This window comes from Cupriavidus sp. FW305-F7, assembly GCF_058782875.1.
In genome coordinates this window covers 54,609-66,792 of record NZ_JBYSYC010000029.1, presented here as the reverse complement: position 1 = coordinate 66,792, position 12,184 = coordinate 54,609, and the positions used below count along the sequence as shown (strand labels likewise).

Below are 12,184 nucleotides of genomic sequence, written 5' to 3'. Positions count from 1 at the left end.
ATTCCGGCGAATGCTGCGGGTCGCGGCATCGGACTAGGTACGGAGTTGCGGGCGGTCCCGATCGGTGCGACGGGGCCGTCCACAATGCAAGCGGGCGGAGGTTTCGCCACCGCCCGCTTGTCACATCAGCTTGCTGGCAATACCGGCTTACTCGCGGGCTGTCTTCTGGAAGCGCTCCAGCAGATCATTGCCGCGGGCCACGGCCGAGTCCAGCGCCGCCTTGGGCTCCTTCTTGCCGGCCCAGACGGCTTCCAGCTCTTCGTCCACCACGGTGCGGATCTGCACCATATTGCCCAGGCGCACGCCGCGCGACTTGTCTGTGGTCTTGACCACCATCTGCTGCACCGACACATCGGCACCCGGGTTCTTGTCGTAGTAGCCCGACTTCTTCGTCATCTCGTAGGCGGCCATCGTCACCGGCAGGTAGCCGGTGGCCTGGTGCCAGTCAGACTGGATCTCGGGGCGCGACAGGAAATTGAAGAACTTGGCCACGCCCTTGTACTCGTCGGGCTTCTTGCCGCCCATCACCCACAGCGAAGCGCCGCCGATGATGGTGTTCTGCGGGGCACCCTGCACCTCCGGGTAATACGGCAGTTGCGCCACCGCGAACGCGAACTTGGCGTTCTTGCGGATATTGGCCAGCGATGCCGACGAGCCGGTGAACATCGCGCACTCGCCGTTGTAGAACTTGGCCTGCGACTCGGCCTTGCGCCCGCCGTAGCTGAAGTAGCCCTTCTTCACCATGTCCTGCAGGTTGGTGATGTGCTTGACGTGCAGCGGGCTGTTGAAGAGCAGGCGCGTATCGGTGCCGCCGAAGCCGTTGTTCTTGGTCGCGTACAGGGTGTTGTGCCAGGCCGAGAAGCTCTCCAGGTGGACCCAGCCCTGCCAGTCGGTGGTATAGGCGCAGTTGCTGCCCGAGGCCTTGAGCTTGGCCGAGTACTGCATCACCTCGGGCCAGGTCTTGGGCGGCTTTTCCGGATCCAGGCCGGCCTTCTTGAAGGCGTCCTTGTTGTAGTAGAACACCGTGGTCGAGCTGTTGAACGGGAACGACAGCATCTCGCCCTTGGACGAGGTGTAGTAGCCCGCCACCGCCGGGATATAGGCCTTCTGGTCGAACTTCTCGCCGGCGTCCTTCATCACCGCCGAGACCGGCTTGATCGCACCCTTCGCGCTCATCATGGTAGCGGTGCCGACCTCGAACACTTGCAGGATCGCCGGCGCGCCACCAGCGCGGAACGCGGCGATGCCCGCGGCCATGGTCTCGTCGTAGTTGCCCTTGTTGACCGGCACGATCTTGTAGTCGGACTGGCTGGCGTTGAACTTGTTGGCGATCTCGTTCACCTTGTCGTTCAGCGCGCCCTGCATGGCGTGCCACCACTGGATTTCTACGGCGGCGTGGGCGCTGCCGGCCCCGGTCAGGGCTGCCAGCGCTGCGAGTTTGAGCACGGTACGGGAAAAGGACATCGGTGGCTCTCCTTTGGTCTGTCTGTTCCGGTCGGTCGAAAATCCGACAGCATGTGATTCTTTTATGACAGCGGCATGTTACGCCTGTCGCACCTGCGCAAGCAAATCAGCAGATTCACCAGTATGGCCAGTACTGTGAGTTTTGCAGTGCAATAAGAGCAATTAGCGCCAGATCCACGGTTACAATGGCCCGCCATGCAATCCCTGAACAAGCTCTCTAAAACGGCGTTGCGCAACGTGCGCGGCGTGCTGACCGACATCGACGGCACCCTGACCACCGACGGCCGCCTGCCGGCCTCGACCTACTTGGCGCTCGACGGCCTGCACCGCGCGGGCCTGCACGTGATCCCGGTCACCGGGCGCTGCATCGCCTGGGCCGAGATCCTGACCCGGCTTTGGCCGGTCGACGCCATCATCGGCGAGAACGGTGCGTTCTACGCGCACCTGCACAAGGGCCGCCTGCAGACCCGTTTCCTGGACGATGCCCCCACGCGCGCACGCAACCTGGAGCGCATCCACGCGCTGGGCCAGCGCATCGTGCGCGAAGTGCCGGGCTGCGCGCTGGCCTCGGACCAGGCCTGGCATGCCGCCGACCTGGCCATCGACCATGCCGAGGATGTCGCGCCGTTGCCTGAAGACGCCGTGGCCCGCATCGCCGCCATCATGTGCGAGGCCGGCATGACCGCCACCGTCAGCTCGATCCATGTCAACGGCTGGTTCGGCCTGCACGACAAGCTGTCGATGAGCAAGCTGTGCGTGGCCGAACTGCTGGGCGAAGACGTGGACGCGCGCCGCGACGAATGGCTTTTTATCGGCGACTCGGCCAACGATGCCAGCATGTTCGCCCACTTTCCGCTGTCGGTTGGCGTGGCCAATGTGCGCGACATCCTGCCGCAGCTGCCGGTGCCGCCGGCCTATATCACCGCAGCGGCCGGTGGCGAGGGCTTTGCCGAGATGGCGCAGCGGCTGGTCGAAGCGCGCGGCTAAATACGTCACGCAAAACAAAAAACCGGCCGGGAAAGTCCCGGCCGGTTTTTTTGTCGCCTGCCCTGCCCTGGCTCAGTCGAACCCCAGCTCCTGCAGCTTGCGCGTGATGGTATTGCGCCCGATCCCGAGCCGGGTCGCCGCCTCGACGCGGCGCCCGCGCGTGACACCCAGCGCGGCCTCCAGCACCGCCTTCTCGAAGCGGCGCGTCAGCACATCCATGACCTCCGGCTGGCCGGCTTCGAGCATCGCCCGTGCCTCGCCAGCAAGCAGGCCTTCCCAGCCGGCCGAGGCCGGGGCCGGGACCACCGTCGCCACGGACGCGGGCCGGACCGCGGTGGCCGTGTCGGCCTCTGCCACCGTCGCCGCGTACCCGCCGTAGTCGGCCAGGTCAGGCGCGCTTTCATACTCGGGCGCGCGCACTTCGGCAACGCGCTCAGGCCGCGCCGCATTGACCGGCTCGCTGGTGCCGGCCTCCAGCATCTCGCGCGGCAGGTCCTTGACCTCGATGGTCTGCGCCGGCGCCATCACGGTCAGCCAGTTGCACAGGTTTTCCAGCTGGCGCACGTTGCCGGGGAACGGCAGCGTGCTGACATAGACCAGCGCTTCGTCAGACATGCGCTTGGGCTCGACGCCCAGTTCCTTGGCGCTCTTCTGCAGGAAATGACGCGCCAGCAGCGTGATGTCCTCCGGGCGTTCGCGCAGCGGCGGCAGGCGCAGCCGGATCACGTTCAGGCGGTGGAACAAGTCCTCGCGGAACAGCCCTTCCTTGACGCGCAGCTCCAGATTCTGGTGCGTGGCGGCAATCACGCGCACATTGGCGCGCAAGGGGTTGTGGCCGCCGACGCGATAGAAATTGCCATCGGACAGCACGCGCAGCAGGCGCGTCTGCAGGTCGAACGGCATGTCGCCGATTTCATCCAGGAACAGCGTGCCGCCCTCGGCCTGCTCGAAGCGGCCGCGCCGCATGGTCTGCGCGCCGGTGAACGCGCCGCGCTCATGGCCGAACAGCTCGGATTCGAGCAGGTCCTTGGGGATGGCTGCGGTATTGAGCGCGATAAAGGGCCCGTTGGCGCGCGGGCTGTGCTTGTGCAGCGCGCGTGCGACCAGTTCCTTGCCGGTGCCGGACTCGCCGGTGATCATCACCGTCACGTTGGACTGCGAGAGCCGGCCGATGGCGCGGAACACGTCCTGCATCGCCGGCGCCTGGCCGAGGATCTCGGGCGCATCGACCAGGCGGTCGTCCAATTCTTCCTCGCGCAGACTTTCTTCCAGCGCGCGGCGGATCAGCTCGACCGCCTTGTCGACATCGAAAGGCTTGGCCAGGTATTCGAAGGCGCCGCCCTGGAACGCAGCCACGGCGCTGTCCAGGTCCGAGTAGGCCGTCATCACGATGACCGGCAGGCCCGGATGCCGCGCCTTGATGGCCTGCAGCAGGTCCAGGCCCGATCCTCCGGGCATGCGGATATCCGATATCAGCACCTGCGGCTGGTCGTCTTCCAGCGCGGCCAGCGCATCCCGCACATTGGTGAAGCTGCGCGAGAGCAGGCTTTCACGGGCAAGGGCCTTTTCCAGGACCCAGCGGATTGATTGATCGTCGTCGACTATCCAGATCGGCTTCATGTGCGTCGCTTGTCTGCTCGGTGTCATTTGGTCTTCCGCATGCCCGGCCACGGCGGGTGCACCATCGCTCGCGGACGCCAGCAAAAGCTAGTGCAGTGGCAGCAGGATGCGGAAGTCGGTACAGCCCGGCCTGCTCTCGCATTCGATCAAGCCCTCGTGCTGCTGCACGAAGGTTTGAGCGAGTGTGAGACCGAGTCCGCTGCCGCCATCCCTGCCCGATACCAGCGGATAGAAGATGCGTTCGCGGATGTCTTCGGGGATTCCCGGGCCGTTGTCGATGACATGCAAGTCCAATGCCAGCTTGAACAGACGCTTGGCAATCGTGACCTGGCGCGCCACGCGCGTGCGCAGCACGATCTGCGCATCGCCGCGCGCCATGCGGTCGGCCAGCGCCTGCGCGGCGTTGTGCACGATGTTGAGCACGGCCTGGATCAGTTGCTCCATGTCACCCTGCAGCTCGGGCAGGCTGGCGTCGTAGTCGCGCACGATCTCCAGCCCGTTGGGAAACTCCGCCAGCACCACCGAGCGCACGCGCTCCAGCACTTCGTGGATATTCAGGCTCGATACGATATGCGGATGCCGGTGCGGCTCCAGCAGCCGGTCCACCAGCGTCTGCAGCCGGTCCGATTCCTTGATGATGACCTGCGTGTATTCGCGCAGCGAGCGCTCCGGCAGCTCGAACTCCAGCAGCTGCGCCGCGCCGCGGATGCCGCCCAGCGGGTTCTTGATCTCGTGGGCTAGGTTGCGGATCAGTTCCTTGTTGGCCGAGGTCAGGTCCAGGATGCGCTCTTCGCGTTCGCTGCGCACCTTCTGTTCATTGGGCAGGATCTCCACCACCACGGTGTCGCCCACCGCTTCCAGCACGGCGATCACCACGTGCACATGGGCCGGCTCCTGCAGCGGCGGGTGCAGGATCAGGTCCTGCCGGCGCACGTCGAACTGCCGCGTGACCACCGTGTCGATCATGCTGTGCAGCTCATCGGAACGCCCGAACAGGTCAGGCAGCGTCAGCTCCACCATGCCCTTGCGCGACACGCCGAAGGTGGCTTCAGCCGCCGGGTTCGCAAAGACCACGCGCAGCCCCGGCTGCCGCACCAGCAGCACCGGGTTGGCCACCACGTCCAGGCCGGCATGGAGCGCCACGGCGCCCATGGTCAGCACCTGGGCGCTGCCTTCGGCCGGTGCCGCGTCGGCCGCTGGCGATTCGCCACGGGCGCCGTCGGCACCGCTGACCTTGCGTGACACTCCGCGAATCAGGCGACGCATAAGACTAGTCCTTCAAATTGCCAAGCTCGCGTCGCAGCGACGCCGCATTGGCCTCGCTGCGGGCGATGTCGTCGCGCAGCGCCGCCGTGCGATCGAGGTATTTCTGATAGTTGCGCTCATTGCCCTGGCGCTCCGGCTGACCGTTGTTGTACTCGGCGCGCAGCCCCTGCAGCTTGGCCTCTTCGGCCTGCAGCTCCTGCGCGAGCACCGCGCGGCGCTCGCCGTCGCGGCTCTTCTGCGTGGCGCTGTCCACGCGCGGGAAGCTGGTGCCACCAGCCGCCGCGCCGGCCGCGCTGCCAGCGCCCTTGGCCGGCGCAGCGATGCGCCCGCCCGGGACCGTCACCACCTCCGGCAGGTTCAGCTTCTTGCAGCCCTTGCCGGCGTTGCCATTGCGATACTCGGGCACGCCATTGGGCCCGGTGCAGACATAGACGTCCGAGGACTGCGCGGAAGACTGCCCGGCCCATGTGCCCAGCGTCAGCGCCACGGCACTCACCAGAACAGGGAATCCGATACGAAATTGGTGCAGAGATCGGGGCAAGGTCAGGGTCCGGCGAGCCGTGCGTGAAGAGGCGTCCATGAACATGGCGTTAGGTTTGAACGGGGGTGGAACACGATTCCCCATTCTAGCGAGCAAAGCAGAAAGGGGCAGCCGAAGCCGCCCCTTTCTAGTGCAACTGTTGCCCGGTCACAACCTGCGTCATTCCCGGGCAAGGGCCGCTTACAGCGAGTAGTACATCTCGAACTCGACCGGGTGCGTCGTCATGCGGAAACGCGTGACTTCTTCCATCTTCAGTTCGATGTAGGCATCGATCATCGAGTTCGAGAACACGCCGCCGCGGGTCAGGAACTCGCGGTCGTTGTCCAGGTACTCAAGCGCCTGGTCCAGGCTCGAGCACACGGTCGGGATCTTTGCATCCTCTTCCGGCGGCAGGTCGTACAGGTTCTTGTCGGCAGCTTCGCCCGGGTGGATCTTGTTCATCACGCCGTCCAGGCCGGCCATCAGCAGCGCCGAGAAGCCCAGGTACGGGTTCATCAGCGGATCCGGGAAGCGGGTCTCGATGCGGCGGCCCTTCGGGTTGGCGACATACGGGATGCGGATCGAAGCCGAGCGATTGCGGGCCGAGTAGGCCAGCTTCACCGGAGCCTCGAAGCCCGGCACCAGGCGCTTGTACGAGTTCGTGCCCGGGTTGGTGATGGCGTTCAGGGCGCGGGCGTGCTTGATGATGCCGCCGATGTAGTACAGCGCGAATTCCGACAGGCCGGCGTAGCCGTTGCCCGCGAACAGGTTCTGGCCGTCCTTCCACACGGACTGGTGCACGTGCATGCCCGAACCGTTGTCGCCAACGATCGGCTTCGGCATGAAGGTGGCGGTCTTGCCGTAGGTGTGGGCGACGTTCTGGATCACGTACTTCTGCATCTGGGTCCAGTCGGCGCGCTGCACCAGCGTGCTGAAACGGGTGCCGATTTCGTTCTGGCCCTGGCCAGCCACTTCGTGGTGGTGGACCTCAACGGGGATGCCCAGCGATTCCAGGATCAGGCACATTTCCGAACGCATGTCCTGGAAGGTGTCGATCGGGGCGACCGGGAAGTAGCCGCCCTTCTTGCCCGGACGGTGGCCGCTGTTGCCGTGCTCGAATTCCTTGGCCGACGACCACGGGGCTTCTTCGGAGTGGATCTTCACGAAGCAGCCTTGCATGTCGACGTTCCAGGTCACGCCGTCGAAGATGAAGAACTCGGGTTCCGGGCCAAAGAAGGCGGTGTCGCCCAGGCCGGTGCTCTTCAGGTAGGCTTCGGCGCGCTTGGCGATGGAACGCGGGTCGCGGTCATAGCCCTTGCCGTCCGACGGCTCGACCACGTCGCAGGACAGCACCAGCGTCGGCTCTTCGTAGAACGGGTCGATGTGGGCCGTGTTCGAATCGGGCATCAGCAGCATGTCCGAAGCTTCGATACCCTTCCAGCCGGCAATCGACGAACCATCGAAGGCGTGGCCGCTTTCGAACTTGTCTTCATCGAAGTGCGACACGGGCACGGACACGTGTTGCTCCTTGCCTTTGGTATCGGTGAAACGGAAATCGACGAACTTGACGTCGTTTTCCTTCACAAGCTTCATCACGTCTGCAACGCTGTGGGCCATGCCAATCTCCTGGATATTCGGCGGAAGTCTGAGAAAGCCAATTCTTGGGCCTGTCGTCACCGGCGCCGATGCATACTCTGCCGCGCCGTCCCGACCAGCCACGAAAGGACGAGGAATGTTAGCAGAAAGCGTGCCATGCAAACGCCCCACTGCCACCGGCAGCCCGAAAAATGTGCAACGTCGGCGAACCGCGCACCGCGGCGGCGTCAGTGTCCGGTCGTGCAAGCAGCTGCTCCGCTGCCGAGTGGCGCACCGGTTACACGCACTTTTGTGTAGCGCCTCCTAATGAAACACCATAATGGTGCATTCAGCAAGACGCCGCACTGTAACAGTGCGTGCGCACCAAAAAGAGTCATCGGGCGCCCCGACAGCCGGCAATCAGGTTTCGAACCGGCCCGGCGCTATAGAATAGTGTGTTGCGGTCTTGCCGCCTCCATTTCATTCCTCAAATTTGTCACGCAGATGACCACCCGAGACGATCTCCTCCAGGCCGCCCGCCAGCGCCAGCAACAGAACCAGCTCCCGTATTTCGGCGCGCTGTCGCCGCAGGAAGCCTTTGCGCTGCTGCAGAACGATCCTTCCGCCGTGCTGGTCGACGTGCGCACCCAGGCCGAGCTGGATTGGGTCGGTGGCGTAGACGTGCCCGACGCGCAGTTCGCCCACGTCGAATGGATGTCCTATCCGGGCGGCGCGCAGAATGCCCGCTTTGTCGAAGAGCTGAGGGCACGCGTGCCGGCCGACGTGCCGGTGCTGTTCCTGTGCCGCAGCGCGGCGCGCTCCAAGCACGCCGCGCGCGTGGCCACTGAAGCCGGCTACCACTTCGCCATGGATGTGCTGGAAGGCTTCGAGGGCAACCGCGATGACCACCACCACCGCAAGACTGTTGAAGGCTGGTGCGTGCGCGGACTGCCGTGGCACGGCGCCTGATCGCGGTCGGGCCAGAATGAGAGAAGGGGCAGCCAAGGCTGCCCCTTCTTCTTTTTGCGACCCGTGGCGCCTTAAGCCTGCGCCGCTTCGCGCGGCGGCTGCTCCACGGTCTCGAACCCCATCGCCTGCACGCCTTCGAGCAGCATCGCATAGGCCGGCGCCAGCAGATCGGCCGGGCCCTTGACCCCCAGGTCGATATGGCGGCGCGCGAAGCGGTCGCCGCGCTGCACGTCGCCGACCGACGGCAGGCTGAACACGCGGATGCCCGGATGCGCCGCTTCGACCTTCTCCATCAGCGGCGTCAGCGTGGACTCCGGCGCTTCGAACACGTAGAAGGCCCGCTCCTGCTGCTGCACCTGGTGGAACAGGTGCGCATAGTCGTGGTCCAGCACCCATTCCATCATAGGCCATGCCATCACCGGAAATCCCGGCATGAAGTGGTGGTGACCGACCGAAAAGCCCGGGATGCGGTTGTAGCTGTTGGGGATGATGCGCGCGCCCTCGGGGAACTCGCCCATCTTGAAGCGGTGCTGGTTTTCCGGCAGGTTCAGGTCGGCCTTGACCGGGTCTCCGCCGGCGGTCTCGGCAATGCGCAGCGCGATCAGCTCGCGCGCCTCGGGATGCAGCACCAGCGGCACGCCCAGCGCCGCGGCCACGCACTGGCGGGTGTGATCGTCCGGCGTGGCGCCGATGCCGCCGGTGCAGAACACCACGTCCGGGCCGGCCAGCGTGCGCCGCAGCGTGGCGGTGATGCGGGCGCGGTCGTCGCCGACGTATTCGGCCCAGTCCAGCGCCAGGCCGCGCGCGCCCAGCAGTTCGATGGTGCGGCGCAGATGCTTGTCTTCACGCCGCCCCGACAGGATCTCGTCGCCAATGACGATCAGGCCAAAACCCATATTGCCCTCGCTTCAGGAATTTTCGATGCGGCGTACGTCGGTCGGCGCCAGGTCGATGACGTCGCCGTCAGGCGCCGGCTTGCCCGGCTGAGGCGCCGGCGGCTGGGCCGGCACCGCCGCGCGCTCGGCCCGCAGCTGCGCCAGCGCGCGCAGGCAGAAGTGGCCGAACCACAGCGCCGAGAAGATAAAGATCAGCACATAGAGCCACAGCGTGCCGGCCAGCACGAACGGGAACAGGAAGATCACTGCCGCCGACGACACCCACAGCAGCGTCGGCGCCGAGCCCAGCAGCCCGACCGCCACCCCGATCACCAGCAGCGGCGTGCGATGACGCCGCACCAGCGTCTTGCGCTCTTCGGCGCTGGCGTGGTCGGCGAGCGCGTCATACGTCATCACGCGGTAGGTCAGCCAGCCCCACAGCACCGGCGGGATCAGCGCAAAGAACGGCGGGATCAGCCACAGCGGCAGCGTCACCAGCACCAGCACCAGGAACACCAGCGTGCTGCCCAGCGACTGGAACACGCTGCCCAGGATGCTGCCGCCATGGGCCTTGGCCAGGTCCGGGTAGCTGCGCTCCAGGTGGCGCACCACCGCCGGCACCGAGAACACGCCGATAAACATCAGCATCGAGGCAATCACCAGCGGGATCGCCAACGCCGCCACGAACAGCGGCGCCACGATGGCGCGCATCGATTGCAGGCCGAACCAGTCGAGCGCGCTGTAGATCCAGCTGGTCAGGATGGAGGTTTCCAGGAAGCTGCGCGTGGCGCCCATGATGGGGTCCCAGCCCCACCAGAGCAGGCCGCCCCACAGCAGCGTGGCCAGGACGAAAGGCAGCACGGTCAGCATCAGCATGCGGGGATGCAGCTGGCTGACCAGCGCGCGGCCAAACGAGCGGAAGATATCGTTCATGCAGTCGAAGGCAAACAGGAGGAAAGGCGCCGGGCGCGGCAGAAGTCCGACTGGGCCGGACCGGCGGCAACCCGAAACACTAGCATACGCCACTTGCCGCCGCGGCGGACTGCCTCCAGACCCGCTGGTTCAGCGCAGCCGCAGCAGCCGCTTGATGCCGTACCACTGATGCGCCAGGAAGCCCGCACCGTAGTCGTGGCCCTTGCCCAGCGGCGGCGGCAGCTGGTCGCGGATGCCGGTCGGATGGTAGGTCTCGGTGAAGACCGCGGTGCCGAACAGCATGTCCCACCACGGGAAGATCACGCCGTAGTTGCAGCCGCCCAGCCTGGACGGTGCGCCTTCGGCCTCATGGCCGATGCCCACGGCGTGGTGGGTGCGGTGAAAGCGCGGCGAGATCAGCAGCCGCTCGCCGATGGCGCCGAAGTTCAGCCGCACATTGGCATGCTGCAGGCTCTGCAGCAGCTGCGACAACGCCACCAGCAGCACGTACTGCGACGGCTCCACGCCCACGCCCAGCGCCACCAGCGCGAACACCAGATCGCGCAGCATGTCGTCCAGCAGGTGGTTGCGGTTGTCGCTCCACAGCGTCATCTGGCGCTGGCTGTGGTGCACCGCATGCAGGTGCCACCACCAGCGGAACGAATGCGACAGCCGGTGGTACCAGTAGTCGAGGATGTCGAACAGCAGCAGGTAGACAAAGAAGCTGACCAGCGGCACCGAGGTCACGCCCGGCCACCAGTCTTCCACATTGATGCGGTGCCAGCCCATCAGCCGCAGGTCGCCTTCCAGGGCGTCGGTCAGCGGCGCCAGCAGGAAGAACATGGCCAGCCGGAACAGCCCGAGCCGGTGGATCACCGTGTAGAAGATATCGGTGCGGATGGCGGCGCGGTCGGATACCGGCTCGACCGGGCGCCATTTCTCCAGCGGCCCCAGGATCAATGCCATCACCACGATCTGCACCAGGCCCACCAGCAGCCATTCGGTGCCGGTGAAGGCTTCCTCGGCATAGCGGCCAAACCCGAGGTCGTAGACCACGGGCAGCACCACGTCCTGGAACAGCGTGCCCTCAACCTGGCCGATCCAGCCGTTCAGCGTCTCCCACATTACCGCCTGCCCTCCTTTTGTCCCACCGCCTGCGGCATGGCGATCCAGTCGCGGTAGGCCGGGTGCTCGCGCAGCGTCGCGAAACAGAATCCCTTGCGCTCAAGACCGGCGAGCAGCGGCTCCAGCACGCCAGGCGCCCACGGATCCTTGCGCGACCAGATGCCCAGGTGCGCCATGGTGATATCGCCGTCGCGCAGGTTGGCCAGCGCGCGCTCCAGCAGCGCCGCGTTGGGATAGCGGTCGGACGACAGCTCATCGCCCAGGAACCCCGCCGGCGCCCAGCCGACGTGGCGGAAGCCGCACTGCTCGGCCCATTGCACCGTCTGCGGTGCGGTGCGCCCGCCCGGGGCGCGCCACAGCGGCACCATGGCGGCGCCGGTCATGGCATGGAAAGCGTCGGCGCTGCGCCGCAGCTCCTGGCAGAAGCCGACCGCGTCCATGGCCATGTCCTTGCCCGCCTGCGCGCCGAACTGCGGCCGCATGGTCACATGGCCGGCGCGCACGCTGCGCAGGTAGACATGGTCGAAGGTATGCGTGCCGAAGGCGTGGCCGTCGGCCACCAGCGTCTTCCAGTATGGCGCCCAGGCTGGGTCCAGCGAGCTGTCCTGGCGCACGGTCGGCTCATTGGCCAGGAAGAAGGTGGCGCGGATATGGTGGCGGCGCAGCGTGTCGGCGATCAGCTGCGCCTGGCTCATGCTGCCGGTGTCGAAGGTCAGGTAGAGCGTGCCGGCCGGGCACGCCTTGGCGGCAGGCTGGGCGGCATCAGCCGCCTGCAGCGCGGACGGCAGGCCGCAGGCAAGCGCCAGCGCGGCCAGCAGCTTGCCCAGCCGTCCGGATCGCGATGCCCTGGTGTCGTCCATGGTCCCTGCCC

At 66.1% G+C, this 12,184-nt stretch carries 11 protein-coding genes; 2 read left to right on the top strand and 9 right to left on the bottom strand.

Features of this window, described 5'->3' with window-relative positions; translation table 11 throughout:
• Positions 1-147: 147 nt before the first annotated feature.
• A complete protein-coding gene (ugpB, locus tag AC3WL8_RS24740; protein WP_013957192.1) occupies positions 148-1,464 on the bottom strand; it encodes a sn-glycerol-3-phosphate ABC transporter substrate-binding protein UgpB in 1,317 nt (438 codons plus the stop codon).
• Positions 1,465-1,659: 195 nt separating this feature from the next.
• Here ugpB and AC3WL8_RS24735 point away from each other — a divergent pair, with 195 nt between their 5' ends.
• A complete protein-coding gene (locus AC3WL8_RS24735; protein WP_492379019.1) occupies positions 1,660-2,451 on the top strand; it encodes an HAD-IIB family hydrolase in 792 nt (263 codons plus the stop codon).
• Positions 2,452-2,523: 72 nt separating this feature from the next.
• Here AC3WL8_RS24735 and ntrC read toward each other — a convergent pair whose 3' ends face one another.
• The 4 genes from ntrC to AC3WL8_RS24715 all read right to left on the bottom strand — a co-directional run bounded on the left by ntrC (position 2,524) and on the right by AC3WL8_RS24715 (position 7,474).
• A complete protein-coding gene (gene ntrC, locus AC3WL8_RS24730) occupies positions 2,524-4,071 on the bottom strand; it encodes a nitrogen regulation protein NR(I) (RefSeq protein ID WP_041227992.1) in 1,548 nt (515 codons plus the stop codon).
• Positions 4,072-4,158: 87 nt separating this feature from the next.
• A complete protein-coding gene (gene glnL / locus AC3WL8_RS24725; protein WP_013957195.1) occupies positions 4,159-5,337 on the bottom strand; it encodes a nitrogen regulation protein NR(II) in 1,179 nt (392 codons plus the stop codon).
• A 4-nt stretch (positions 5,338-5,341) separates the two neighbouring features.
• Complete coding sequence (locus tag AC3WL8_RS24720) at positions 5,342-5,917, bottom strand: DUF4124 domain-containing protein (RefSeq protein WP_211979872.1); 576 nt, start codon at positions 5,915-5,917, stop codon at positions 5,342-5,344.
• A gap of 141 nt (positions 5,918-6,058) precedes the next feature.
• A complete protein-coding gene (locus tag AC3WL8_RS24715; protein WP_010809454.1) occupies positions 6,059-7,474 on the bottom strand; it encodes a 3-hydroxylaminophenol mutase in 1,416 nt (471 codons plus the stop codon).
• Between the two features lie 462 nt (positions 7,475-7,936).
• Here AC3WL8_RS24715 and AC3WL8_RS24710 point away from each other — a divergent pair, with 462 nt between their 5' ends.
• Positions 7,937-8,401 carry a rhodanese-like domain-containing protein gene (locus AC3WL8_RS24710; RefSeq protein ID WP_010809453.1) on the top strand — a complete coding sequence of 155 codons (465 nt, stop codon included), beginning with the start codon at positions 7,937-7,939 and terminating at the stop codon, positions 8,399-8,401.
• A 71-nt stretch (positions 8,402-8,472) separates the two neighbouring features.
• On the opposite strand, the gene AC3WL8_RS24705 is transcribed toward AC3WL8_RS24710, so the two are convergent.
• The 4 genes from AC3WL8_RS24705 to AC3WL8_RS24690 all read right to left on the bottom strand — a co-directional run bounded on the left by AC3WL8_RS24705 (position 8,473) and on the right by AC3WL8_RS24690 (position 12,173).
• A complete protein-coding gene (locus AC3WL8_RS24705) occupies positions 8,473-9,297 on the bottom strand; it encodes a competence/damage-inducible protein A (RefSeq protein ID WP_013957197.1) in 825 nt (274 codons plus the stop codon).
• A gap of 12 nt (positions 9,298-9,309) precedes the next feature.
• Entirely contained in the window at positions 9,310-10,209 is a 900-nt protein-coding gene (locus AC3WL8_RS24700; RefSeq protein ID WP_013957198.1) for an EI24 domain-containing protein, read from the bottom strand.
• Positions 10,210-10,338: 129 nt separating this feature from the next.
• Positions 10,339-11,313, bottom strand: a complete 975-nt coding sequence (locus AC3WL8_RS24695) for a sterol desaturase family protein (protein WP_013957199.1) — start codon at positions 11,311-11,313, stop codon at positions 10,339-10,341.
• The gene (locus tag AC3WL8_RS24690) at positions 11,313-12,173 is read right to left on the bottom strand and encodes a polysaccharide deacetylase family protein (RefSeq protein WP_013957200.1); all 861 of its coding nucleotides are present in this window, start codon (positions 12,171-12,173) and stop codon (positions 11,313-11,315) included. The genes AC3WL8_RS24695 and AC3WL8_RS24690 overlap by 1 nt, the downstream gene beginning before the upstream one ends.
• Between the last annotated feature and the right edge of the window lie 11 nt (positions 12,174-12,184).